Below are 23,475 nucleotides of genomic sequence, written 5' to 3'. Positions count from 1 at the left end.
AGAATATGGCCGATATGGCCCATTCCACTGCCACTTTACGCCTCGCCGTAGGCGACTTGCGCATCGTCCATCCGGTCACCGTGCCGAGCGGCCCGGTCGAGGCGGCAGACATCGTGCCGGCCCTGCAGGGGTTGGTGAATGCCGTGGTTGCAGCGGCCGAGGCAGGCAGGACAGTATCCTGCCGCAAGGGCTGCGGCGCCTGCTGCCGCCAGCTCGTGCCGGTGTCGCCGAGCGAGGGCGAGCGCCTGCTGTGCGTGGTCGCTGCGCTGCCCAGGGAACGGCGCGAAGCGCTGCAGGCGCGTTTCGCGGCCGCCGAGACAGCAATCGAGGGCGCCGGCCTCGACCAGCGGCAGGGCCGCAGCGACCGCGACCTCTCGGTCGCCTATTTCGCCCTTCGCCTGCCCTGCCCCTTCCTCGAGGACGAAAGCTGCTCGATCCACCAGGAGCGGCCGCTGATCTGCCGCGAGTATCTCGTCTCGTCGCCGCCCCAGCTGTGTGCTGGCCCCACCCAGGAGGGCGTGACGCCCCTGCCCGTTCCCAAGGTCTCGCTGGCGGCGCGCGGCCTGCAGGACGAGGCCGATGACTGGTTCCCGCTCGCCCTGCTGATGGCCTGGCGGCGCACCCGACCGCGCCGGACGACGCGCCGGACCGGGCCGGAGTGGATGCAGCGCTTCCTGCGCCAGCTCGGCCGCAAGTAAGCAGGGCTGGCGCAAGAGCCGGTTTCACCTATATGCACTGCGGTGGCAGACTGGCTGCAGGAGGAAAGATGGAGACCTACCGGAAAACCCCCGAGGCGCTGGCAAAGCTCACCCGCGAGCAGTTCCGCGTCACCCAGCAGAGCGGCACCGAGTATCCAGGCACGGGCGAATACCTGCACAACAAGGAGCCCGGCATCTACGTCGACGTCGTGTCGGGCGAGCCGCTGTTCGCCTCCGCCGACAAGTACGAATCGGGCTGCGGCTGGCCCTCCTTCACCAAGCCGATCGAGCCCGCCAACGTCAAGGAGCTGCACGACGCCACGCACGGCATGATCCGCACCGAGGTGCGCTCCAAGCACGGCGACAGCCATCTCGGCCATGTCTTCGAGGACGGGCCGATAGATCGCGGCGGTCTGCGTTACTGCATCAACTCGGCCTCGCTCCGCTTCGTCCATCGCGACGACATGGAGAAAGAGGGTTATGGCGCCTATCTCGACCAGGTGGAGGACGTACGATGAGCAACGAACGTGCAGTGCTGGCCGGCGGCTGCTTCTGGGGCATGCAGGACCTGATCCGTAAGCTCCCCGGCGTGATCTCGACCCGCGTCGGCTATACCGGCGGCGACGTCAAGAACGCTACCTATCGCAACCACGGCAGCCATGCCGAAGGCATCGAGATCATCTTCGATTCGGGCAAGATGAGCTACCGCCAGCTGCTCGAGTTCTTTTTCCAGATCCACGATCCGACGACGCTCAACCGCCAGGGCAACGACTGGGGCACCAGCTACCGCTCGGGCATCTACTACACCAGCCCCGAGCAGAAGCAGGTCGCCGAGGACACCATCGCCGACGTGAACGAGTCGGGCCTGTGGCCGGGCAAGGTGGTGACCGAGCTCGCTCCGGCCGGCGATTTCTGGCAGGCCGAGCCCGAGCACCAGGATTATCTGGAGCGCTATCCCAACGGCTACACCTGCCATTTCATCCGGCCGGGCTGGAAGCTGCCCAGGCGGGCGAAGGCGATGCAGCAGGCGTAGATGCATTTGGTGAGGGCGGCAGATGGCCAAGGCCCCCGCCCTCACCAACAACCGGTGGCCGGCAACAGGTTGCTACCTCTGGTCGCCCCTGCTCGAAGCGATCCTGCCGCTCGCACCGAAATCATCCATGATGTCCGCGCGAATTCGATCGCGCGTCTCAACCCTAACAGGCGTCCGCTCCAGCGAGGCAAGCAGCCGCGACTGCGCGACAAGCCCACGCCGGGCAAGCTCGCGCGTGAACATCCGGTCCTTTTCCCGCCGCGCCACGTATTTGGCGATCGCCAGATCGTGTGGGTCCAGGCAGAGACCCTTGATGCCGCCCGTGTCGCCCGGCGGCAGATGCACAAGCCGGTTCTTCCATCCCCGAGGCAGCACAGCGGTGGTGGCGTCGACTGGATCGGCGTAGTAGCCGAAGCTCGCATGAAACGGCGAATCGACGCCGATCACGTTCAGGAGATCCGTCACGGAAGGCCGTTTCGGGGCAACCAGATCGACCTCCGCCGACATGACGATCTGGTCGGCCAGGTCGGGATGCTTTCCATGCAGAGACTGGTTCCCGAAGATCACGAACTGCCTTTCGCCGTGATCTGACCTGCGGCCCGCAACACATGGTCAACCTGCTGCTTCTTCATGAAGTCGCCGCACCTCCGCCTGCGGCAACAGGCCCACGAACGGCATCGATTCGCGCAGCCTCGTCGCCGTGTCGTCCCGACCCAGCATCGCCGCAAAGAGCTCCCCGTCGTCCCCGCGCTTTGCAATGGCCTGCCATTCGTCATAGGCCGATACCCAGGCGCCTTGCCCGCGCCAACGCCGCAGGTTGGCCGGTATCTGGGCGCGGATCTCGCGCGGTGTGAAACGGCGCACGACGGCGAGGCTGATCGAGCGCTTCAGATCGTCCAAGGCCTCGGACGAGAGGCCGGCCCGGCCGGGCGGCCGGATGCCTCGCGACGTCACCTCGAGCTGGTCACCCTCGTCCACGCCCCAAGCGTCGATGACGGACTTAGGGATTATGAGTCCCAGCGAGTTCCCGACGCGCCGAATTGTCACTTTCATGGAATGTAACTCCGATCGCCACGTCGGCCACTTCACAGCCTGGGTCTTCACAGCCTGGGTGCCGTTCGACAAGATCGGGCGCACGAGGCACCCTGTTGGCGCGATCCACCGGGGCCGTCGCTCCTGCCCCTTGACCATTGCGGGCGACAGGTCTTCCCAAAGCATAGCTGAACTGCCCGAAACTCAATTGAAACGCTACGTAGCGTATGGCTAACGTCCTTCCCAAGCGCTGGCTCGAACCGGCGGTCTCGGGAGGAACGCAAAGAGTCGGGAGGCGCGGCCCGCACCCGCCGCCTCGACGTACGCTGCCCCGGCATCTGCTCCCGGCCCCATCGCGTCTCGCGCCTGCCAGCGAGCTTTCATCAAGAAAGGACAGTGCCTTGACCAAATACAGCTTCGACGAGAACGAGGGCTTCAGGAAGGGCAAGGAGGTGTGGTTCGAGATGCGCACGCCCAAGGTGGCCGAGGCAGCGATGGAGCAGGCCGCCCAGCACGAGATGACGCGCGATCTCAGACAATACCTGTTCGAGCATTGCTTCGCGGCAGTGTGGGCCCGGCCCGGCCTCGAGCGCGCCCAGCGCAGCATGATCACCATCTCGGTGCTGACCGCACTGGGTCGTACCGAGGAGCTGAAGTCGCACATCCGCATGGGCCTGAACAACGGCCTGACACGCGAGGAGCTGAAGGAGATCTTCCTGCATGTCGGCATCTATGCCGGCGTGCCGACCGCCGTCGCCGCGGTGCGCGCGGCGATGGAGGAATTCACCGCACTCGACAAGGCCAGGGGGTAGACCATGAAGATCGGTTTCATCGGGCTCGGCACCATGGGGGCATTCATGGCCGCCAACCTGCAGAAGTCGCAGTACAAGCTCGTCGTGCACGACATTCGGCGCGACTCGGCCAAGCCGCATCTCGAGCGCGGCGCCGACTGGGCCGCCTCGCCCAAGGAGGTGGCCGAGCAGTGCGACGTGATCTTCACCAGCCTGCCCGGCCCGCCGGACGTCGAGAAGGTCGTGTTCGGCAAGGACGGGCTGCTCGAGGGCATCAGCGCCGGCAAGGCCTATTTCGATCTCTCGACCAACAGCCAGGCGATGATGAGGCGCGTCAACGCCGCGCTCGCCGAGAAAGGTGCGTTTGGTTTCGACGCCCCCGTGTCGGGCGGCCCCAAGGGCGCCGAGACCGGCAAGCTCGCGATCTGGGTCGGCGGCGACAAGGCGGTCTACGACAAGCACAAGAAGGTGCTCGACGCGATCGGCGACCAGGCGGCCTACATTGGCCCGATCGGCAGCTCGACCGTAGCCAAGCTGGTCCACAACATGGCGGGCTACGCCATCCAGACCGCGCTGGCCGAAGTCTTCACCATGGGCGTCAAGGCCGGCATGGAGCCGCTGGCGCTGTGGAAGGCGGTGCGCCAGGGCGCGATGGGCCGCCGCCGCACCTTCGATCGCCTGCAGCTGCAGTTCCTGATCGACAAGTACTCGCCGCCCGACTTTGCGCTCAAGCTCGCGCACAAGGACGTCTCGCTGGCGGTCGGGCTCGGGCGCGAGCTCGGCGTGCCGATGCGGCTCTGCAACCTCGTGCTCGAGGAGATGAACGAGGCCCGCAACCGCGGCTGGGACGATCTCGACAGCCGCTCGCCCATGAAGCTCCAGGTCGAGCGCGCCGGCGTGAAGATCAAGGTCGATCCGGCTGCGGTCGACGCCGTGCTCGCCGAGGACAAGTGATGATCAGGTCACCGGGGGCATGCCACTGAAGTGGCACGCCCTCAAGTGAATGAGCAGGGAGCAAATCGAGATGACCGACCCCCAATCGGGCCGACATCGGCGCGAGCTGCTGCCGGGTAGGCCGGCATCGGCGCGTTCCGTGAGGGGCCAGTAGCGACCATCCATGCCAACCGAGCCGGCGGTGTCCAGGGACGCCACACGACGTGGCCGGCCGCGCAGCGCCGCGGCGCACGAGAAGGTCCTGGCGGCAACAGCCGAGCTGCTGTCCGAAGGCGGCCTGCCGGCGGTCACGATGGAAGCCGTGGCGACGCGCGCCGGCGTCGCCAAGACCACACTCTATCGCTGGTGGCCAAACCGGGCCGCGCTGGCTCTCGATTGCGTCGCCGCCCGCATGGCGCCGATCGCCGATGGACCGCGCGGCGGCCGCTTCCGTGACCGCTTCCGGCGCCAGCTCACGGCAACCCTGCGCCTGCTCAACGGCCGGCAGGGCCAGGCGATCCTCGCCCTGATCGGCGCCAAGCAGATCGATCCGTCGCTCGGCCGTGCCTACACCGAGCAGATCGCGCAGCCGCGGCGCGCCCAGACACGGCGCCTCGCGCGACAGGCGATAGAGGCCGGCGAGCTCGCACCCGGCACCGACCCCGATCTCTTCCTCGATGCCATGTACGGGCCGCTCTACTACCGCAAGGTCGTCTCGGGCGATCCAATCACCGACGCTTTCATCGATCAGATCGTGGATGCCGCGTTCCGCGCCTTTGCGCCGCCGCGCCGGACCAGGCGATGAAATGGTTCTCGCCGTCTCCATGTCACCCGCGAAGAGCAGGCACGCTTCGTCATCTTGCGCACCGCGAGCGTCTCGATCGCTCATCCTCATGGGCGAGCGAACCCGCTCGCGGTCCGCAAGAGCTTGAAGCTCCCTCATCGCAAAAAAGGACAGCCATGACCCCATATGAAGTCTACGCCATCAAGTACGCGACTCGCCCGGCGACGCGAAGCTCCAACTTCATCGGCGGCGATCCGCACGACGGGCCGATGCCGATGGACTACTTCGTCTGGCTGGTGCGCAACGCCGAGCGCTGCTTCGTCGTCGACACGGGCTTCAGCGAGGCCGTCGCCAGGCAACGCAAACGCACCTTCCTGCGCACGCCGCGCGAGGGCCTGGCGCTGCTCGGCGTCGACGCGGCCACGGTCAAGGACGTGATCATCACCCACATGCACTACGATCATGTCGGCACTTTCTTCGACTTTCCTGCGGCGCAGTTCCACCTTCAGGACACCGAGATGAGCTATGCCACCGGTCGCTACATGCGGCACGGACGCTTCAATCATGGCTACGAAGTCGACGACGTCGTCGGCATGGTGAAGCTGGTGTTCAAGAACCGCGTCAGTTTCCATCTCGGATCGGCCGAGCTCGCGCCTGGCATCAGCCTGCACCACATCGGCGGCCATACCGCCGGCCTGCAATGCGTGCGTGTCGCAACTGAGCGCGGCTGGCTCGTGCTCGCCTCCGACTGCAGCCACTACTACGAGCACATGGAGAAGGGCCGCGTCTTCCCGACCGCCTTTCATATCGGCGATATGGTCGAAGGCTACGACAAGCTGCGCGCGCTCGCCGCGTCGCCGCAGCACATCATCCCCGGGCACGATCCGCTGGTGATGGAGCGCTATCCGGCACCGACCAAAGATCTACAGGGCATCGTGGTCAGGCTCGACGTGGCGCCGCGGTAGGGGTTCCCGCGCCTGCCACCTTGGCATTGAGATATCGAGCTGTGAGAGCCTGGCTCCTCGATGCTAAGGTCATCGCTGCGCTGGGCAATCCGAACGGAGCCCCAGCGTCAAGACCTGGGCTGCCGGTCAATCGGAAACAAGCCTGTACTTGATGGTCATCCAGGGTTCGGCCAGTACGGAGTAGAGAAGGTGCCGATGAGCGAGCATGTGCTCACCAGGACAAATCTCGATTCCCACGTAGCTGGGCGGTCGATGCAGCGCGCGGCGCTCGACATGTGCGCCGGCGTGATCGCGGCACCGGTGCCGTCGATTGCCGAGATTCCCAAGCGCGATACGCTGGTCACGGGCCGCTGGCGCCATCCGGAGATGCACGAGCCCATGCCGGGGTTGCCGGCGCATGCCATCGCCACCTACTACGGACGGCCATCGCCGCGGGTCTGGCGCTGCGAGGGACGGACGTTCGCCGGAACAGCCCGTGCGGGCGCCATCGGGGTCGTGCCGGCGGAATGGGATGGTCGTTGGGACCTCGAGAGCGACGCCTCGCTGTCCTACGTGATGCTGAGCGCCGACCGCCTGCAAGGATTTGCCGAGCACTGGGATCCCGCGGGACGGCGTGTGGAGCTGCTGCCGCGGGTCGGCGAGGCCGATCCGGTGGGAGCGCAGATCCTGCGCGCACTCTGTCGCCATGCCGGCCGGCCCGAACGCTCGGCGAGTCTGTTCGTCGAGCAGGCCCTCGATCTCCTGTGCATGCACCTGCTGCGCGCCCATTCGTCGCTCGCCACGGCGCCCCGCGAAGCCGCACGACGCGGCCTGCTGCGCTGGCAGGTGCGCCGCGTCACCACCTACATGCGCGAACGGCTCGACCATGACATCGCGCTGGACGACCTCTCGGCCCAGGTCAATCTCAGCCGCTTTCATTTCTGCACCGCCTTTCGGCTGGCGACAGGACGTACGCCACACGAATGGTTGACCGGGCTGCGCATCGAGCGGGCACGCCAGCTGCTCGCCGATCCCGGGCTCAGCGTCACCAAGATTGCGCTCAGCGTCGGCTACAAGACACCCTCCGCCTTTGCCGCGAGCTTCCGCAAGGTGGCCGGCGTCACGCCCACTGCGTTCCGTCGCGGCCTGTAACGGTTCCGTCGCAAGATCGCGACAGCGGCAGCAAGATCGCGACAGCGCCTCCAGTCCTCGCGGACTAGATGAGGCCCATGACCATCACTACCGACCAGGCCAAGGCCGTGATCGAGGCTGGCGAGACGAAAGCCGTCGCTCTCGGTGTTCCCATGAACATCGTCGTGCTCGATGCCGGCGCCCATCTCAAGGCGTTTCTGCGCATGGACCGCGCGCTTCTCGGCTCGATCGACGTCGCGCAGCGCAAGGCGCGGACATCGGCGCTGTTCCGCGCGCCCAGCGAGGCGATCTGGGACTACTGCAAGCCCGGCGCGCCGGCGCCCGGCCTCGAGCTCAGCAACGGCGGCCTGGCGCCGTTCGGCGGCGGCCTGCCGCTGATTGGCCGCGAGGGCGCGATGATCGGCGCCGTCGGGGTATCCGGTGGTTCTGTCGGCCAGGACCTCGAGGTCGCCCGCGCCGCGGCCGCCGCCCTCATCCCCTGACTTCCATCCTTGAGGAGAACCATGAGCAAGACCATCCTGATCACCGGCGCCGGTTCCGGCCTTGGCGAAGGCGCCGCCATCGGCCTCGCGCAGAAAGGCCACAACGTCATCGCCACGGCGCAGATCTCGCCGCAGGTCACGCCGCTGCGCCAGAAGGCCAAGGCGCTCGGCCTGCCCAACCTGCGCGTCGAGAAGCTCGATCTCACCGACCCGCACGACATGGCCTTCGCCCAGAGCTGGGACGCCGACGTGCTGTGGAACAATGCCGCGCTCGGCGAGAGCGGCCCGGTGTTCGAGATCCCGCTTAATCTCGTGCGCCGCAACTACGAGGTCAACGTCTTCCTGCCGCTGGCCCTGACCCAGGCCTTCGTTCGCAAGTGGCTCGAGCAGAAGAAGCAGGGCAAGGTCGTCTTCACCTCGTCGATGGGCGGCCTGTTCACGCCGGCCAACTGGGGAGTCTACGTCTCGACCAAGCACGCCCTGGAGTCGATCGCCGAGGCGATGCAGCAGGAGCTGGCGCCGTTCGGCATCAAGATCCAGACCATCAATCCCGGTGCCTACTTCACCGGCTACAATGAGACCATGGCCGACACGGCCTTCCGCTGGCTCGACGACTCCAGGCACTTCACCAAGCGCGCCGCCTTGCGCAAGGCCTTCGACGCCTTCCTCAGCGCGCCCGACGGCCATCTCGATGCGCAGGAGATGATCGACCGCATGGTCGAGATCGTGCCGGCCGACACCGGCAAGTTCCGCAACGTCGTGCCCAAGGCGACCGAGGACATGCTGAAGGCGCACCAGCTGGCCGCCTGGAACAACCGGATCTGAGCCGGCGATGCCGCGCCAGGTCATCCTCGTCACCGGAGCCTCGCGTGGCTTCGGACGCCTGAGCGCGAAGGCCCTCGCCCACTCCGGCAACACCGTCTACGCCTCGATGCGCGGCCTCGCCGGCCGCAATGCCGCACAGGCCAAGGAGGTGCTGGCCTACGCCGAGGAACAGGGCATCGACCTGCGCGCCCTCGAACTCGACGTCACCTCGGACGCCTCGGTCGATCTCGCGGTCAGCCGGATCATCGAGGCGCACGGCAGGCTCGACGTGATTGTCCACAGTGCCGGCCAGCGAGCCTTCGGCCCGGCCGAAGCCTTCACGCCCGGCCAGCTCGCCGAGCTGTTCGACGTCAACGTGCTGTCGACGCAGCGCGTCAATCGAGCGGCTCTCCCCTTCATGCGTCAGCAGCGCCAAGGCTTGCTCGTCTGGGTGTCGGCCTCGGGCGTGGCCGGCGGTACGTTGCCTTATCTCGCGCCCTACCTCGCGGCCAAGGCAGGCATGGATGCCCTCGCCGTCCACTATGCCCGCGAGCTCGTGCGCTGGGGCATCGAGACCTCGATTGTCGTCCCAGGCATCTTCACTCGCGGCACCAGTCCGTACGCGCTCTCGCAGCAACCGGCCGACACCGCGCGCGCCGCTGTCTACGAGGCCGGCCCCTATGCCGACATCGCGCGCCAGATCCGCGGCGCCTTCGACAGGATCGTTCCCGATGACGCCGATCCCGCGCAGGTTGCCGGCGCCATTGCCGGCGTGGTCGACGCGCCGTTCGGCGAACGCCCTTTCCGCGTGCATGTCGACCCGAGCGACGACGGCGCCTCGATCGCCCTTGCCGTCAGCGATCGCGTGCGCGCCGAGATGCTTCACCGTGCAGGCTTCACCGACCTCCTGACCCCGCATCCGAATGAGGCCCACCGATGACCCGATGCAAGCTGCTCGCCCTATTCCTCGCCGCAATGCTGTCGCCCACCCTGCCCCTTCATGCCCAAGCCACCGGAGACCGACCGATGACCCGATCTCTCACCGCCACCGAGGCCCGCAACAAGACGCTGGTCGAGACATGCTTCGCCGCCTGGCGCGCCGGCACCGGCAGCCCCTTCGATCTGCTCGCCGACGACGCCACCTGGACCATCGTCGGCCGCTCCGACGCTTCGAAAGCCTATCCCAGTAAGGCCGCGTTCATGAACGAGGTGATCCATCCGTTCAATGCCCGCATGAGCCAGGGCCTGAAGCCGACCATCCGCTCGCTCAACGTCGATGGCGACAGCGTGATCATCTTCTTCGACGCCAGTGGCGTGGCGCGGGACGGAAAACCCTACGTCAACACCTACGCCTGGTTCCTGGAGCTGCGCGACGGCAAGATCCTCAAGGCGCACGCCTTCTACGACAGCATCGCCTTCAACGACCTGTGGCGGCGGGTAACCCCGACGCCGTAGGGACGATCGGCTTCCCTTGGCGTAGTCAGAACGCGCCGCCATTTGTGCGGCATTCCGCCAGGACAGACCTTTTCAATCGGTTCCAGATAAACCAAGTTCGATAAACTTGGTTTACAAAGGCAAGGATGCGACCAGTCAATATTCACGAAGCCAAGACCCATCTGTCGCGATTGATCGAACGGGCAGCCAGAGGGGAAGGCTCATCATTGCGAAGGCTGGAAAGCCGCTCGTGAAGGTCCTGCCGCTCGACGGCAACGACAGGGTCGGGTCGCAGCGTCTCGGCTTCATGGCGGGAGAAATTGCGGTGCCCGACGCCTTCGATCGCATGGGCGAGGATGAGATCCAGCGCCGCTTCGGTGTAGGTGCTTGATGGCGCCGCGATGAGCCCCATCCCCGGCATCGCCTTCCAGAACGCGACGGCTTGACGGATGGCGAGAACAAAGCGAAAACAACACAGAAGGCCGCCCAAGGCACTGCATGCACATTACCAACGAGACGTCCGAGCTGTTTCGGCATCTGAGCGCGGAAAAGGGCGCGCTCTATCGCTGCATCATGGATGTGTTCGCGGCGGCGAAGCGGCAGTATCGCCTGCAGCTGCGGCCGGACGAGGTCCTGGCCGATGCCGACTGGGGAAACTCCCAAGGCGGCACCCCGCCGCGCATCGAGGACGTGACGGCGGCGCTGGCCCAGCTCACGGCGTGGGGCAACCTCGAGTCGCACCCCGACACTGCCCGCGTTTCCACCCTTAGCGACTTCTACCGGGCCCGCTTTCTCTACCGGCTGTCACACGGCGGCGAGGCCGTGGAGTCGGCGCTGGCCGTCTTTGTGCAGACGCTTCGACGCCGCGCGGAGCTGCAGACGGTCGCGCTCGAGGACATCGCCAGCCGCCTGCAGGCGCTCCAGGCCCTTGTCGCCGAGCCTGAACCGGACGTCGCCAAGACCCACGCCATCCTGCGCGATCTGGTGCGCGTGTTCGAGAGCCTGGCCGAGAACGCCCAGGCCTTCATGGCGAGCGTGGCGCGCAGCATCGAGTTGCAGCAGGCCGAGGCGACGGCGGTGGCCAGTTACAAGCGGCGGCTGATCGACTACCTGGAGCGCTTCATCGGCGATCTCGTCCGCCGCTCCAATGCCATCGCCCGCTGCATCAACGACCTAGAGCCGCACATCGACGCCATGCTGGCCCAGGTCGCCGAGCGCGAAGCGCGCGATGCGGCACCCGGCGATCCGCGCGAGCAGGCCGATGCCCGGCAGGGCTACCGGCAAGCCTGGCAGGAGCGGTGGAAGGGCCTGCGCGGCTGGTTTCTCAGCACCGGCCATGAGCCGCCCCAGGCCGAGCTGCTGCGGGCGCGCGCCCGGTCGGCCATCCCGCAGCTCCTGGCCGCGATTGCCGCACTCAACGAACGGCGCAGCGGCCGCAGCGACCGCTCGGCGGATTTCCGCGTGCTTGCCGCCTGGTTCGCCGCCTGCAGCGACGACGGCGAGGCACATCGCCTCGCGCGCGCCGCCTTCGCGCTCAACCCGGCCCGCCATTTCCTGCTCGAGGCCGACGCCGATACCGACCTGCCGGCCAGCACGTCGTGGGCCGACGCCCCGCCGCTGAGCATCCATCCGCGACTACGTGAGTATGGTGAAGCGGCGGCACGCGGACCGTTGCCGCGCGTAAAAGACCGCAGCGCCGATCGCGCCCGCCTGGCACGACATCTCATCGAGGAGGCGCACCAGGTCGAAGCGGCCCGCCGGCGACTCGCCACCGGCCAACCGGCGAAGCTGTCCCAGCTCGACGCACTCGACAAGCATGCCTTCGGCCTCTTCCTGGGGCTGCTCGGCGAAGCGCTGACCGAGCAGGCCGGGCCGGATGCGCCGGTGGACCGGCTAACGGGCGACGGAACGCTGCATATTCGGCTGGCACCGCTCGCGGCCGATTCGCGCGCGGAGATCGCGACACCGGACGGCATATTCGCCGGACGCGATCACGTCATCACCATCACGCCGACCGGGGACGCGCGGTGACGCCCGATCGCAGCACCGACAGCCGCGCCATCGGCGAGCAGCAGCGGCGCTTCCAGCGCGAGGAGTTCCGCGGCGCCGTGCGGGCCTTGCTGATGACCCCGTTGATGAAGCCGGCGCACGAGGAGTTCGGCGCCGTCCGACGCCAGGCGGAAGCCTTGCGCGACTGGTTCTCCCGGGAGACCGGTTGGGCCCTGCAGGTCGAACGCGACGGCGCACGGCTCTACAAGAGGCCTGCCAACCTCGACGACGCGACGCGCGGGCTGGCCGGCTACGATCGCCGGCGCTACGTGCTGCTTTGCCTCGCCTCGGCGGTGCTCGAACGCGCCGATCCGCAGATCACCTTGCGCCTGCTGGGCGAGAGGATACCGGAGCTGGCCGCAGACCCGGCGCTGGCGGCGCTCGGATACACCTTCACCCTCGAGACGCAGCATGCCCGGCGCGAGCTGGTCGCCGTTTGCCGCACGCTGCTGAGTCTCGGTGTGCTGCAACGCGTTGCCGGCGACGAAGAAGCCTTTGTCCAGGCCGGCGACCAGGCGGATGCGCTCTACGACGTACAGCGCCGGCTGCTCGCCGGTCTCCTGGCGGCGGTGCGCGGCCCGTCGACCTGGGCGCCGGAGCAGGCGCCCCGATCGCTCGATCAGCGACTGCGTTCCCTTGTCGATGAGCACGTGGCGGACAGCGACGAAGGCCGCCGCACGGCGCTGCGCCATGCGCTCGCCCGGCGGCTGCTCGACGATCCGGTAATCTATCTCGACCAGCTGGAGCCGGACTCGCGAGGCTATTTCGTCAACCAGCGCGGCGCCATGGCGTCCCGCCTGTGCGATGCCAGCGGCCTCGTCGCCGAGCAGCGGGCGGAAGGCTTGGCCCTGGCCGACGAGGCGGGCTCGCTCACCGATGTCGCGATGCCGGCCGAGGGAACCGAGGCTCATGCCACCCTGCTGGTCGCCGAATTCCTGGCAACGCGCCAACGGCAGCGTCGGAAGAATGGCACGACGGCAACCGACTCCTCTCTCGAAGTCCACGAGCAGGACGTCGTGGCGTTCCTCGGCGACGCCAAGCAGCGCTTCGGCCGCTATTGGCGCAAGTCGGCCCGCGAGCCCGGCGGCGAGCGCGAGCTCGCCTTCCTGGCCCTCGACCGCCTCGAGAAGCTGCAGCTCGTCGAGCGCCTTTCCGCTTTCGTCCGGCCGCGGCCGGCACTGTCCCGATTTGCGCTCGGCGAGGCGGAGATCCGCGACTCCCGCATGGGGCTCGCATGAACGACGGCGCAGCTCTGCTCGAGTGGGCGTCGCCGAAACCCACCCTGCCGACGCCATCGCGGGAGCGCTGGCAGCCGCTTCGCCTGGGCCTGGTCGAGCTGTTTCACTACGACAGCGAGGAGTTCTGGTTTCGCGACGGCCATCTGCTGCTGCGTGGCAACAACGGGACGGGCAAGTCGAAGGTGCTGTCGCTCACACTGCCCTTCCTGCTCGACGCCCAGCTCAAGCCGTCGCGCATCGAGCCGGACGGCGACAGCGGTAAGCGGATGGCCTGGAACCTGCTGATGAACAGCTATCCCAGGCGCATGGGCTATGCCTGGATCGAGTTCGGCCGCCGCGCCGCGGACGGCACCGCGCACTACCTCTCCCTCGGCGCCGGTCTTTCGGCGACGGCCAGCCGGCCGCAGGTGGACAGCTGGTTCTTCATCATCGAGGACAGCGACCGTCCGGCGCGCATCAACAGCGACATCTGGCTGACCAGCCCGCAGCGCGTGGTGCTGACCAAAGAGCGGCTGCGCGACCTTCTCGAGGGCCGCGGCCAGGTCTTCGACTCGGCGAAGGACTACCGTCGCGCCGTCGACGAGCGGCTGCTGCACCTCGGCACCAGGCGGTACGACGCACTGATAGATACGCTGATCCAGCTTCGCCAGCCGCAGCTGTCGCGCAAGCCGGATGAGACGGCTCTCTCGAATGCGCTGACCGAGGCCTTGCCGCCCCTCGCCCCGGAGCTGCTCGCCGACGTCGCCCAGGCGCTCGGCCAGCTGGAGGAGGATCGCCGCCAGCTCGAGGAGTTCCAGGCTTTGGCGCATGCTGTCGACCGGTTCGAGCAGCGCTATCGCGCCTATGCGGGGACGCAAAGCCGCCGCCAGGCTCGGGTCCTCCGCCAGGCGCAGACGGACTTCGACAACGCCAGCCGGGCGCGGGGTGAAGCGCAGACCCATCTCGAAGCGGCGGCGCGCGAGGAAGAACGCGCCCGATCGACCCGCGACCAGGCCGAGATCGGCCTCGCCGGCGCGCGAGCGCGCCACGAAGCCCTGCAACTTCACCCGACCATGCAGGACGCCGTCCGTCTCGACCAGGCGGAGAAGGAGGCGAAGGCGCGGCGAGAATCATCAAGCACCGCGGACGCGGCGACACGCGAAGCCGAGCGGCGCTTATCTGCCAGCGTCGACGATGCCGGCCGTGCCGCGCAGCGGGTCGAACGCGCTGAGCAGACGTGGTCCCGGCTGCGCCTCGAGGCTGCAGGGCATGCCGACCCTGCCGGAATTGCCGTCGCCCATGCCGCGAGTCCCCTTGCCGGCCTCGATAGCGCTGCCCTGGTCGGTCTCGATTCGCGGAGCTTCGAGGCCGCCGACCGCGAGCTGCGCACTGTGGTCGCCGGCCGGCGCGAGCAGATCAGCGTGCTCCGGGACCGTCATGCCGAAGCCGAGAAGGCGGAAGCCCTGCACGCGCAAAGCCGCCAGCTGCGCGACGAGCGGCAGCTCGATGCCGATACGGCCGAGGCGCGCCGCGGCAAAGCCGATGCCGAGGTGGACCGCGCCGGACGCGTCTTGGTCGAGCATTGGCAACGCCATCTGGAAGGGCTCGAAATCCTGACCGTCGACCCGGACGAAGCGGCGGCCGTCCTCGACGCGCTGGCTGAATGGGTGGTCGGCTTGGTGGGCGATAGTCCGGCGCGACGCGCGCTGCAGACCGCCCAGCAGTGCGCCACCGAGCGGTTGGCCGAGCGCAACGCCTTGCTCGCGAGCCGGCGCCAGACTTTGGGGAGCGAGGTCTCGGCACTCGAGGACGAGCGCGCCCGTCTCGAAGCGGGCGCCGATGCGAGCCCGCCCCCGCCCTACACCCGCAGCCCGGATACGCGCAGCGCCCGCGCCGGCGCTCCGCTCTGGCACCTCGTCGACTTTCGCGAGTCGGTGACGGAGCCCGAGCGCGCCAGCCTCGAGGCGGCGCTCGAGGTCTCCGGCCTGCTCGATGCCTGGGTCACTGCCGACGGTCGCCTCCAGACTTTCGACGGAAAAGCGGTCCTCGACGACACGCAGCTGGTGGTGCGTCGCCCGCAGCCCAATCCCCTCACGGATTGGCTGGCAGTGTCCGTGCCGAGCGACAGCCCGGTCGCGGCCGCTGTTGTCGAACGCGTGCTGTCGAGCATCGCCTGCTCGCCCGACGAGCCATCCGATGCCGAGGCCTGGGTCTCGCCCGATGGCCGCTTCCGCCTCGGCACCTTGGCCGGCGCCTGGGCGAAGCCCGTCGCCGCCTACATCGGTCATGCGGCCCGAGCGGCGGCGCGGGCACGCCGACTGGCCGAGATCGCCGACAGCCTGGGACTGCTCGAGCGTCAGCTGGCCGAGGTGGATGGGTTGCTCGAGCAGCTCGCCGGTGACCGGCGCCGCGCCGAGGCAGAATGGCGCCGCGCCCCGACCGATGACGATCTCAAGCATGCCCACATCGTCGCTGCGAACAACGCCAGGGAGCTGCAACGCGCTCAGGAAAGATTTGTCGAGGCGGACAATCGGTGCCGCGAGGCCGAAGCGGCAGCGCGCGCCGCGCGCGAGCGGTTGGCGAGAGACGCGGCCGACCTGCGGCTTCCCGAGCAGCTCGCTGGATTGCGTCCCGTGGAGGTCGCGCTCGACCACTATCGCGATACGCTGGTGCAGCTTGTCCAGGGAAGCCACGAGCTGCGCCTCGCCGTGCCCGAGCTGCAACGGCGAAGAGACCGCGAGGCCGAGGCGCGCGAGGATCTTCACCTCAGCGAGGAGCGCCTCGGCATCGCCCGCAGCGAAGCGGAGGAGGCATCCGCCCGCTTCGAAGAGTTACGCCAGGCGGTGGGCGCGGAGGTCGCGGCGCTGCAACGGCGCCTGGCCGAAGCGCGACTCGAAATGAATGCCTGCGACGGCGCCTTGAAACGCGCCAACGCGGCCCTTCATGCGGCCGGTGCAGCTCATGCCGTCGCCAGGGAGAAGGCGGACACCGCCGAGGCGCTGCTGCAGCAGCGCGCCGAACAGCGATCCCTCGTGGTGTCCCGCTGGCAGCAGTTCGTGGCCACTGGGCTGTTCGCGGCGGCCCTGCCGCAGATGGAACTGCCCGACCTCGCCGCGCCGTGGACCATCGATCCCGCGCTCACGCTGGCTCGGCGCGCCGAGCAGGCGCTCGCCGGGCTCGCGGACGACGACGACAGCTGGACCCGCGTGCAGCGCCAAGCGAACGAAGGCTTTGCCGAGCTGCAGCGCGCCCTGAGCGCGCTCGCGCACCAGACGATCGCCGACCATGGCGACTGGGGCTTCGTCGTCCACATCGTCTATCAGAACCGGCCCGAACGCCCCGACCGCCTGGCCGCGCTGCTGGGCGAGGAGATCGCGCAGCGCAGCGAGCTGCTCACGGCCAAGGAACGCGCCATCCTGGAGAACCACCTGCAGGCCGAGATCGCCTCCGAGATCCAGCGCCTGCTGCAGGGAGCGGAACGCCAGCGCGACGCGATCAACAAGGAGCTGCACAAGCGCCCGACCAGCACCGGGGTGCGCTTCCGCCTGGTGTGGCAAACGCTGGGCGAGGACGAAGGCGCACCCGTCGGGCTCGAGGCGGCGCGACGGCGCCTGCTCAACACCAGCGCCGACCTGTGGTCGGCCGAGGATCGCAGCGTGGTCGGCGCCATGCTGCAGCAATGCATCGCCGCCGAGCGCGAGCGTGCCGAGGCCATCGGCGGCAGGGGCGGCAGCCTGCTCGATCAGCTCGCCGCGGCGCTCGACTACCGGCGCTGGCACCGCTTCCGCGTCGAGCGCTGGCAGGAGGGCAGCTGGCGCAAGCTGTCGGGCCCTGCCTCCAGCGGCGAGCGCGCGCTCGGGCTCACGGTGCCGCTGTTCGCCGCGGTGGCGAGCTTCTACAGCCAGGGCGCCCATGCCCTGGCGCCGCGCCTGATGCTGCTGGACGAGGCTTTCGCCGGCATCGACGATGCCGCGCGCGCCCACTGCATGGCGCTGATCCGTGAGTTCGATCTCGATTTCGTCATCACCAGCGAGCGTGAATGGGGCTGCTACGCCGAGCTGCCGGGCGTGGCGATCTGCCAGCTGCAGCGGCGCGAAGGCATCGACGCCGTCTTCGTCTCGCGCTGGAGCTGGGACGGCAAAGCGAAGACGCTCGACGCCGATCCTGACCGCCGGTATGCACCGGGATGAGCAAGCCTGCCGACTTGCGCCTGGAGCGCCTGCTCGGCGGCGACCAGCTCGCGTCGCTGCGCCGGCGCCTGCGACGCCGCTTCGAGCGCGCGATGCCCGGCGAGCCCGTCGAGCACGTCCGGATCGCCGGGCTCGACGCTCAGGAGCACGCGGCCCTGGCCTCGCTGATCGGCCGCCCGCAGCGGTTCTCCAGCTCCCTGGGGATCGACGTCCGAATGATCGATGCATCGCTGCAGCGTGCCGGCGTCGCCGATTCGTTGCGCGATGCGCTGGAGCGGCTCGACGGGCCGATCGCCAACCTCGCTGCATTACGCGTGCGCCACCAGGCACAATGGGCCGAGGTGATCGCGGAGTGCCGTCATCCTGGATTGGCCGAGCTGCTGACGCCAGCATGCGTCGGCCTGCTGAAGCGCCTGGCGCGGCAGGATCCGGCGGCAGCCGGACGATTGTGCCAGCAGGCCGAAGCGGTGCTGCGGCGCTTGCCGGCCAAGGGGCAGGCGCGATCTCAGCTGGCGGCGGAAACGCTTGGCGATGCCCACGCCCTCGACGACGGCCAGCCCGTGGCGACTCTCGTCCTCGCCGTGCAGCGCCGTGCCGTCGCGCCGATGGACGAGGCCGATGCAGCGACGACCGGAGAGGGAGCGGCAGCAGAGCGGGCGCGCGACATCTGGGCGGCGGCCGGCGTCCTGGTCAACGAGCTGGCGCGGCCCGCCCTGTTCCTAAACCTTGCGACAGAGGATGGGGACGGCCGGACACGCGGCGAGCCGTCGTTCATCTCCCTGCGCGCCCTGGTGCGTACCTCTCGGCGCTGGATGGTCGGAGGTCGCGACGTCCACGTCTGCGAGAATCCCAACCTGGTCGCCATTGCTGCAGATCGCCTCGGCGCTAGGTGCCGCCCCCTGGTCTGCACCGATGGCATGCCGGGAGCTGCGCAGCGAACCCTCCTGACGCAGCTCGCGCGCGCCGGCGCTCGCCTCTTCTACCACGGCGACTTCGACTGGCCCGGCATAACCATCGCCAACACCGTCCTGCGCGACCATGGCGCGCTGCCGTGGCGGCTCGGCGCCGCGGACTATCTGGCGGCCATCGGGACGCCCCAGGCCCATCAGGGATCGCTCCACGGCACGCCGGTCGCTGCGGCGTGGGACGAGTCGTTGACGACCGCGATGGAACGACACCAGATATCGATTGCCGAAGAATCTGTGACCGATTCTCTGCTCGACGATCTCGACGAGCAGTAGCGCCTCGAGGTCGACGTCACCGGTTCGATCGCGTCCTTACCTCAAGCCGTAGTTGCCCGGCCGCTCGATGATACTCGCTCATCTGCAGGCCAATCCTCGGAAGTATGGGCCCAGTCGCCTGCCTCACGCGGGAGGCGCGCGCAGGCGATCGGCCAGCACCGACAGGGCGTCGGCAAGCTGCCGCGCGATCTCCGGTGGCGGCAACGGCACCTTCAGGCTTTGTCCACCGGTCACCGGATCGCGCTCGATCCAGGGATGGGCCGGCGCGTCGGTGCGCCCCGAGGAGGCAAAGGCGGTGATCACCTGCGCACCGATCTGCACCAACGCCGCCCATGGGTCGGCGCTGCCGCTGTCCTTCGGTGGAGCGCCGTTGGCCCGGGACGAGGCAGGCGCCCCGTCGAGATCGACAGAAGCGGGCGCCGAAGCCCCGTCGGCCCCGAGCGCACCATCGGTCGACGGAACCGAACCTGCACCCGCGATCTCCTCGTCGGGCGTGACGGCCTCGCTCTCGCCCATCTGCCCGGTGACGCTTTCCACTTCCTTCATGAAGCGGTTGAGGCGCGATCCGCCGAGTGAGATCTCGCTGCCGCCGCCGTCGAGGATGCCGGCCGAGAGCGAACGCTTGAAGGCCAGCACCGAGAGCATGCCTTCCTCGATCGTGCCCTTGGCCACGAAATTGACGATGCGGACGGGCCGCACCTGGCCGAGGCGATGGATGCGCGCGGCGCGCTGCTCGAGGACCGCGGGATTCCACGGCAGGTCCATGTTGATCAGGGTCGACGCGTGCTGCAGGTTGAGGCCGGTACTGCCGGCATCGGTCGACAGGAAGACCCGGCAGGCCGGGTCGTCGCGAAAGCGCTGGACCAGGGCCGGCCGGTTCTCCGACGCCACGCCGCCATGGAAGCTCACATAGCCGATGCCGTGCGCCTCGAGCCGGCGGATGACGATGTCGTGGGTGCGCGTCCATTGCGAGAAGACGACAGCCTTGGCATCGGGATCGGCGAACAGGTCGACGAGCAGCGCGGCGAGCTCGTCAGCCTTGACGCCATGGTCGGTCTCGTTGTCGACGAGATACGTGCTGTCGCACGACATGCGCATGTTCTGCAGGGCGCAGGTCATCCGGCGCTGGTCCTTGTCGGACAGGAATCCGGTCTTGCGCCAGCGCTGCACGATCCGCATCACGATGGCGGCATTCTCGCGGTGGTAGTCCAGCTGCATCTCGGTCATCGGCACCAGGATGTTCTGGTCCGTCCGGCCGGGCAGCTGGCGCAGCACCTCCGACTTGCGCCGACGGATCATGATCGGCGCCAGCGTCTGGCCGATCTTCTCGAGCGCCGTGTAGCCGACGACGCGGCCGCTCTCGTCCTTGACCTGGTGCTCGTGCAGCAGCTTCCAGGTCGGGCCCAGACGATGCTGGTCGACGAATTGGACGATCGAGACCAGCTCCTCCAGCTTGTTCTCCAGCGGCGTGCCGGTCAGCACGAAGGCGTAGGCACTGTCGATGCACTTCAGCGCACGAGCGGCAATGGTGTTCCAGTTCTTGATGCGCTGCGCCTCGTCGACGATCACGACCTCGGGCGCCCAGGCAGCGATCAGGTCGAGATCGGGCTCGAGCTTCTCGTAGTTCGTGATCTTGCAGAAATCGTCCAGCGCGAAGTCCTTGCGCCGCTGGACGCGGCCGCCGGCAATGACTCGCACGGCGCGTTCCGGCCGCCGCCCGAGGAAGCGCTCGATCTCGCTCTGCCACTGGTACTTGAGCGATGTCGGGCAGACCACCAGCACGCGCGTGACGCCGAAAAGACGCGCCAGCAGCTCGGTGGCGCCGATCGCCTGGATGGTCTTGCCGAGACCCATGTCATCGCCGATCAGCGCCCGCCCCACCCTCGCCGCGAACAGCACGCCTTCGGCCTGGTAGGGAAAGAGCGGCACCTTGAGCAGCCCACCGAGCCCGGGATCCGTCGCTCCGCTCGGGAACATCCGGGCCAGCGTTGCTGCGCGCCGCTCCGCATCCAGCCTTCCGGCGACGAAATCAAGCGCATCGTCATAGGCGCGGACCTCGTGGCCGGTCTTGGCCGCCATGGCGATGAAGCCACCGAGCTCGCCCAACCGCGCGTCCGGCAGCTCGCTGTCATGCTCGAGATCGAACAACCGGGCGGCGGCGGCCGCCACGACGGGCGGGCAGTCGGTGCCGGTGCGGAAATGCACGCGCCGCCTGCCGTCGGTACGCAGATAGACTTCCGAGAAGGCCGGCCAGTAGCCGCGCGCGAACGCTGCCTTGGCACCGGGCTTCTCCCTCAGTTTGCCGAGAGTGAACTCGATGTGCTTGCACGTGCCGAGCTCGTTGGTGGCGTAGTCGGGGCACGAGCAGAAGTTGCCGCCCGGCCCGGGCCCGCGAATCACGACACGGTAGCTCGATCTCGAAGCCGGGTTGGTCACGCGAAACTCGGAGTAGAACCGTTCGCGGCCGAGGTTCTCCAGCCCGAATGCCTGCTCCTGGCCGAATTGCTGGCGCAGGCCGCGCTGCCAGTCCACCGGCGAAAGATCGGCCGGCCGGCGTGTTCGCAAGAGCCGCGCCGGCCTGGCAGGCTTGCTCGCCTTTCCGTTCCTCGCGTTCTGTCGCCGTGTGTCCATCTCGTCTTTCCGCCATGAGTGGCAGCTTGCGTCGGTACGCGCCATGCCGCCGCCCTTCTCGGCAGCGGCGAGCCTAGCACCAACGGCGCGGATCACGGCTGTGGGCAACCCCATGCGCAGGTCGACGGCGCACTCAGATCCGCACTTTCCAGCGTCGCGAGCGCCGCACTATCCTCTCGGCGGCGCAACCAAGCGAGGAGACGCCCCGTGCTCACCGTCACGCGCGACATGATCCTGCCGACCACCGTCACCGGCTCCTATCCGCGGCCGTTGTGGTTCGACCGCAGCCTGGAGGGGCGCTCGTTCAAGTCGGCGCTGGGCGATTCGCTGTTCCGCGAGCAGTATCTCGACGCCGTCGCCAGCATCATCGCCGAGCAGGAGGCGGCCGGGCTCGATATCGTGACCGATGGCGACAGCCGTTTCGATCTCACGGTCGGCGGCAAGTCGTGGTTCTTCTACCCGATAGAGCGGCTGGGTGGCGTGAAGGGACATCGCGACACCTCGCGCGGCTGGATGTCACGGCACGGCCTGCGGCCCGGAAAGATCCTGTGGGAAGTGCAGGAAGCGTATCAGCCCGGCGTGGTGCGCGAGAAGCTGTCGCGCGGCCCGCTCGAGTACACCGAGCTGTGGAAGGTGGCACAGCGGCTCACCGACCGACCGTTGAAGTTCGGCGCGATCTGCGCGCCGGCCCTGGCGTCGATGCTGTGGAACGAATTCTACGACGACGACAAGGCGATGATCCTCGACCTCTGCGACATCATGAATGCCGAGTTCCGCGCGCTGGCCGATGCCGGTTGCCCGCTGATCCAGGTCGAGGAGCCGCCGCATCACAGTCGCGCCCTGCAGGCCGGCACGACGGACTCCGACCTGGAGTTCCAGACCGAGGCGTTCAATCGCCAGCTCGCCGACGTCAATGCCGAGATCTGGGTGCACACCTGCTGGGGCAATCCCAACCAGCAGCGCGTGCATTGGGAGGTGCCGAGCTACGAGCGCGGCCTGCCTCATCTGCTGCAATTGAACTGCGACGTGCTCACGATCGAGTGTGCCAGCTCGGAGGGCCGCGACCTGCCGCTGTTCAAGCACGTCAAGACCGACAAGAAGATCGCCATCGGCGTCGTCAATCATTGCAACACGGTCGTCGAGCCAGCCGAGCACGTGGCCGCGTTGATCCGCAAGGCGCTGGAGTTCATCCCCAAGGAGCAATTGATCATCAGCACCGACTGCGGCTTCGGCCGAGAGGGCCTGTCGCGACGCATCGCCTTCTACAAGTGCGTCGCTCTGGTCGAGGGAACCAACATCGTGCGCCGCGAGCTCGGCCTGCCCGAGGCACGCGTGCGTGCCGCCGACCCGAAGCTGTGGTTCGCGGGGCCGTGAGACGGACTGGAGCACATTTTTTGCCGCGCACAATCGTCACAGAACGCTGTCGATATCCGTCTTCGAGAAGTCCTCGCCGATGAACAGAAGCCGACAATCATGTTCCTTCGCCACTTCGTAGGCGAAGCAATCACCCAGGTTGAGTGCCGCCGGGCTAAGCCCCTTGCCCCAACGTTCATAGGTGTCGGCAATTCTCCGTGCCGCCGCGGCTGTGATCGTGACGACCTCCAGGCCAAGCCTATCGACAAGACCGGTCATCTCCTCGCCGACATTGCGTCGCCGGGCCACGATGAGGGCTTCCGCTACCGTTCCGGCGGAAATCAGGATCTCATCCTCCGAAGCGAGCGCAGCGATGCAGGCTCCCGCCTCGGGCTCATCGAGCACAATGGCCATCAAAGCCGAAGTATCGACGGCGATCATCCGGGCAAACCGTCATCGCCGTACAGGAAATCCTGGCTTCGCGCCGCCGATGGTCCGATGGTGGCCTTGCCGCGGCCGGAGGCTCGTGCCGCTTCGAGCAAGGCTCTGCGCGACTCGCTGTCCACAGCCGCCTTCATCGGGACGAGACGCACCGCAGCTTGGCCATGCCGGGTCAGAATGATCTCATCGCCAGCTTCCGCGCGTCGAACTAACTCGGTTAGCTGGGCCTTGGCCTCACTTACGGAAATTCGCATCGGTCTCTCGTC

The 23,475-nt window shown here is 68.0% G+C and carries 22 protein-coding genes and 1 pseudogene; 18 read left to right on the top strand and 5 right to left on the bottom strand.

Annotation, left to right across the window (positions count from 1 at the left end):
- Window positions 1-14 precede the first annotated feature (14 nt).
- The 3 genes from AB7O82_RS12630 to msrA all read left to right on the top strand — a co-directional run bounded on the left by AB7O82_RS12630 (window position 15) and on the right by msrA (window position 1,731).
- Window positions 15-698, top strand: coding sequence for a YkgJ family cysteine cluster protein (locus AB7O82_RS12630; protein WP_428536768.1), 684 nt, complete (start codon window positions 15-17; stop codon window positions 696-698).
- Window positions 699-766: 68 nt separating this feature from the next.
- Window positions 767-1,216 (top strand): peptide-methionine (R)-S-oxide reductase MsrB, encoded by a 450-nt coding sequence (gene msrB / locus AB7O82_RS12625; protein ID WP_428536771.1) that lies wholly within the window; start codon window positions 767-769, stop codon window positions 1,214-1,216.
- On the top strand, window positions 1,213-1,731 hold the full coding sequence (msrA, locus tag AB7O82_RS12620; RefSeq protein ID WP_428536774.1) for a peptide-methionine (S)-S-oxide reductase MsrA: 519 nt from the start codon (window positions 1,213-1,215) through the stop codon (window positions 1,729-1,731). Before msrB ends, msrA begins: the two co-directional genes overlap by 4 nt.
- Before the next feature lie 72 nt (window positions 1,732-1,803).
- Here the strand turns inward: msrA and AB7O82_RS12615 are convergent, their stop codons facing one another.
- Both AB7O82_RS12615 and AB7O82_RS12610 read right to left on the bottom strand, forming a co-directional pair.
- Window positions 1,804-2,298 carry a DUF6036 family nucleotidyltransferase gene (locus AB7O82_RS12615; protein WP_428619495.1) on the bottom strand — a complete coding sequence of 165 codons (495 nt, stop codon included), beginning with the start codon at window positions 2,296-2,298 and terminating at the stop codon, window positions 1,804-1,806.
- A 45-nt stretch (window positions 2,299-2,343) separates the two neighbouring features.
- The gene (locus tag AB7O82_RS12610; protein ID WP_428536780.1) at window positions 2,344-2,856 is read right to left on the bottom strand and encodes an AbrB/MazE/SpoVT family DNA-binding domain-containing protein; all 513 of its coding nucleotides are present in this window, start codon (window positions 2,854-2,856) and stop codon (window positions 2,344-2,346) included.
- Between the two features lie 308 nt (window positions 2,857-3,164).
- Between AB7O82_RS12610 and AB7O82_RS12605 the strand changes: the two genes are divergently transcribed.
- The 14 genes and pseudogenes from AB7O82_RS12605 to AB7O82_RS12540 all read left to right on the top strand — a co-directional run bounded on the left by AB7O82_RS12605 (window position 3,165) and on the right by AB7O82_RS12540 (window position 18,784).
- Window positions 3,165-3,575, top strand: a complete 411-nt coding sequence (locus tag AB7O82_RS12605; RefSeq protein ID WP_428536783.1) for a carboxymuconolactone decarboxylase family protein — start codon at window positions 3,165-3,167, stop codon at window positions 3,573-3,575.
- A 3-nt stretch (window positions 3,576-3,578) separates the two neighbouring features.
- Window positions 3,579-4,508 (top strand): NAD(P)-dependent oxidoreductase, encoded by a 930-nt coding sequence (locus tag AB7O82_RS12600; RefSeq protein WP_428536786.1) that lies wholly within the window; start codon window positions 3,579-3,581, stop codon window positions 4,506-4,508.
- Between the two features lie 163 nt (window positions 4,509-4,671).
- Window positions 4,672-5,292: a TetR/AcrR family transcriptional regulator gene (locus AB7O82_RS12595; protein ID WP_428536789.1), complete on the top strand. Its 621-nt coding sequence runs from the start codon at window positions 4,672-4,674 to the stop codon at window positions 5,290-5,292.
- A gap of 155 nt (window positions 5,293-5,447) precedes the next feature.
- The gene (locus AB7O82_RS12590) at window positions 5,448-6,236 is read left to right on the top strand and encodes an N-acyl homoserine lactonase family protein (RefSeq protein WP_428536792.1); all 789 of its coding nucleotides are present in this window, start codon (window positions 5,448-5,450) and stop codon (window positions 6,234-6,236) included.
- Window positions 6,237-6,431: 195 nt separating this feature from the next.
- Entirely contained in the window at window positions 6,432-7,367 is a 936-nt protein-coding gene (locus AB7O82_RS12585; RefSeq protein ID WP_428536795.1) for a helix-turn-helix domain-containing protein, read from the top strand.
- 77 nt (window positions 7,368-7,444) lie between these two features.
- The gene (locus AB7O82_RS12580) at window positions 7,445-7,849 is read left to right on the top strand and encodes a GlcG/HbpS family heme-binding protein (RefSeq protein ID WP_428536798.1); all 405 of its coding nucleotides are present in this window, start codon (window positions 7,445-7,447) and stop codon (window positions 7,847-7,849) included.
- 21 nt (window positions 7,850-7,870) lie between these two features.
- Window positions 7,871-8,674, top strand: a complete 804-nt coding sequence (locus tag AB7O82_RS12575; RefSeq protein WP_428536801.1) for an SDR family oxidoreductase — start codon at window positions 7,871-7,873, stop codon at window positions 8,672-8,674.
- 7 nt (window positions 8,675-8,681) lie between these two features.
- Window positions 8,682-9,593 carry an SDR family oxidoreductase gene (locus tag AB7O82_RS12570; protein ID WP_428536804.1) on the top strand — a complete coding sequence of 304 codons (912 nt, stop codon included), beginning with the start codon at window positions 8,682-8,684 and terminating at the stop codon, window positions 9,591-9,593.
- Between the two features lie 86 nt (window positions 9,594-9,679).
- Window positions 9,680-10,108 (top strand): nuclear transport factor 2 family protein, encoded by a 429-nt coding sequence (locus AB7O82_RS12565; protein ID WP_428536807.1) that lies wholly within the window; start codon window positions 9,680-9,682, stop codon window positions 10,106-10,108.
- Between the two features lie 125 nt (window positions 10,109-10,233).
- Window positions 10,234-10,478 (top strand): annotated as a pseudogene (locus AB7O82_RS12560) (type II toxin-antitoxin system Phd/YefM family antitoxin).
- A 107-nt stretch (window positions 10,479-10,585) separates the two neighbouring features.
- Entirely contained in the window at window positions 10,586-12,118 is a 1,533-nt protein-coding gene (locus AB7O82_RS12555; protein WP_428536810.1) for a TIGR02677 family protein, read from the top strand.
- Window positions 12,115-13,374 carry a TIGR02678 family protein gene (locus AB7O82_RS12550; protein WP_428536813.1) on the top strand — a complete coding sequence of 420 codons (1,260 nt, stop codon included), beginning with the start codon at window positions 12,115-12,117 and terminating at the stop codon, window positions 13,372-13,374. Before AB7O82_RS12555 ends, AB7O82_RS12550 begins: the two co-directional genes overlap by 4 nt.
- Window positions 13,371-17,543 (top strand): TIGR02680 family protein, encoded by a 4,173-nt coding sequence (locus AB7O82_RS12545; protein ID WP_428536816.1) that lies wholly within the window; start codon window positions 13,371-13,373, stop codon window positions 17,541-17,543. Before AB7O82_RS12550 ends, AB7O82_RS12545 begins: the two co-directional genes overlap by 4 nt.
- Window positions 17,540-18,784, top strand: a complete 1,245-nt coding sequence (locus tag AB7O82_RS12540) for a TIGR02679 family protein (protein ID WP_428619492.1) — start codon at window positions 17,540-17,542, stop codon at window positions 18,782-18,784. Before AB7O82_RS12545 ends, AB7O82_RS12540 begins: the two co-directional genes overlap by 4 nt.
- Before the next feature lie 123 nt (window positions 18,785-18,907).
- Here AB7O82_RS12540 and AB7O82_RS12535 read toward each other — a convergent pair whose 3' ends face one another.
- Window positions 18,908-21,415: a DEAD/DEAH box helicase gene (locus AB7O82_RS12535; protein ID WP_428619489.1), complete on the bottom strand. Its 2,508-nt coding sequence runs from the start codon at window positions 21,413-21,415 to the stop codon at window positions 18,908-18,910.
- A gap of 207 nt (window positions 21,416-21,622) precedes the next feature.
- Here AB7O82_RS12535 and AB7O82_RS12530 point away from each other — a divergent pair, with 207 nt between their 5' ends.
- The gene (locus AB7O82_RS12530; RefSeq protein WP_428555087.1) at window positions 21,623-22,789 is read left to right on the top strand and encodes a hypothetical protein; all 1,167 of its coding nucleotides are present in this window, start codon (window positions 21,623-21,625) and stop codon (window positions 22,787-22,789) included.
- Between the two features lie 36 nt (window positions 22,790-22,825).
- Here AB7O82_RS12530 and AB7O82_RS12525 read toward each other — a convergent pair whose 3' ends face one another.
- Both AB7O82_RS12525 and AB7O82_RS12520 read right to left on the bottom strand, forming a co-directional pair.
- Window positions 22,826-23,209 (bottom strand): type II toxin-antitoxin system VapC family toxin, encoded by a 384-nt coding sequence (locus AB7O82_RS12525; protein ID WP_428555084.1) that lies wholly within the window; start codon window positions 23,207-23,209, stop codon window positions 22,826-22,828.
- Window positions 23,206-23,463, bottom strand: a complete 258-nt coding sequence (locus tag AB7O82_RS12520; protein ID WP_428555081.1) for a type II toxin-antitoxin system Phd/YefM family antitoxin — start codon at window positions 23,461-23,463, stop codon at window positions 23,206-23,208. Before AB7O82_RS12520 ends, AB7O82_RS12525 begins: the two co-directional genes overlap by 4 nt.
- Between the last annotated feature and the right edge of the window lie 12 nt (window positions 23,464-23,475).

This window comes from Reyranella sp., from assembly GCF_050185545.1.
Taxonomy (GTDB): domain Bacteria; phylum Pseudomonadota; class Alphaproteobacteria; order Reyranellales; family Reyranellaceae; genus Reyranella.
Note: the sequence above shows the minus strand (reverse complement) of the source record. Positions and strands in the feature narration are given on the sequence as shown.

What these genes read in the sequence shown, in the direction of transcription:
- AB7O82_RS12630 (WP_428536768.1), top strand. Translation starts at nt 15, where the DNA reads ATGGCCCATTCCACTGCCACTTTACGCCTCGCCGTAGGCGACTTGCGC.
- msrB (WP_428536771.1), top strand. Translation starts at nt 767, where the DNA reads ATGGAGACCTACCGGAAAACCCCCGAGGCGCTGGCAAAGCTCACCCGC.
- msrA (WP_428536774.1), top strand. Translation starts at nt 1,213, where the DNA reads ATGAGCAACGAACGTGCAGTGCTGGCCGGCGGCTGCTTCTGGGGCATG.
- AB7O82_RS12600 (WP_428536786.1), top strand. Translation starts at nt 3,579, where the DNA reads ATGAAGATCGGTTTCATCGGGCTCGGCACCATGGGGGCATTCATGGCC.
- AB7O82_RS12595 (WP_428536789.1), top strand. Translation starts at nt 4,672, where the DNA reads ATGCCAACCGAGCCGGCGGTGTCCAGGGACGCCACACGACGTGGCCGG.
- AB7O82_RS12590 (WP_428536792.1), top strand. Translation starts at nt 5,448, where the DNA reads ATGACCCCATATGAAGTCTACGCCATCAAGTACGCGACTCGCCCGGCG.
- AB7O82_RS12585 (WP_428536795.1), top strand. Translation starts at nt 6,432, where the DNA reads ATGAGCGAGCATGTGCTCACCAGGACAAATCTCGATTCCCACGTAGCT.
- AB7O82_RS12580 (WP_428536798.1), top strand. Translation starts at nt 7,445, where the DNA reads ATGACCATCACTACCGACCAGGCCAAGGCCGTGATCGAGGCTGGCGAG.
- AB7O82_RS12575 (WP_428536801.1), top strand. Translation starts at nt 7,871, where the DNA reads ATGAGCAAGACCATCCTGATCACCGGCGCCGGTTCCGGCCTTGGCGAA.
- AB7O82_RS12570 (WP_428536804.1), top strand. Translation starts at nt 8,682, where the DNA reads ATGCCGCGCCAGGTCATCCTCGTCACCGGAGCCTCGCGTGGCTTCGGA.
- AB7O82_RS12565 (WP_428536807.1), top strand. Translation starts at nt 9,680, where the DNA reads ATGACCCGATCTCTCACCGCCACCGAGGCCCGCAACAAGACGCTGGTC.
- AB7O82_RS12555 (WP_428536810.1), top strand. Translation starts at nt 10,586, where the DNA reads ATGCACATTACCAACGAGACGTCCGAGCTGTTTCGGCATCTGAGCGCG.
- AB7O82_RS12545 (WP_428536816.1), top strand. Translation starts at nt 13,371, where the DNA reads ATGAACGACGGCGCAGCTCTGCTCGAGTGGGCGTCGCCGAAACCCACC.
- AB7O82_RS12540 (WP_428619492.1), top strand. Translation starts at nt 17,540, where the DNA reads ATGAGCAAGCCTGCCGACTTGCGCCTGGAGCGCCTGCTCGGCGGCGAC.
- AB7O82_RS12535 (WP_428619489.1), bottom strand. Translation starts at nt 21,415, where the DNA reads ATGGACACACGGCGACAGAACGCGAGGAACGGAAAGGCGAGCAAGCCT.
- AB7O82_RS12525 (WP_428555084.1), bottom strand. Translation starts at nt 23,209, where the DNA reads ATGATCGCCGTCGATACTTCGGCTTTGATGGCCATTGTGCTCGATGAG.
- AB7O82_RS12520 (WP_428555081.1), bottom strand. Translation starts at nt 23,463, where the DNA reads ATGCGAATTTCCGTAAGTGAGGCCAAGGCCCAGCTAACCGAGTTAGTT.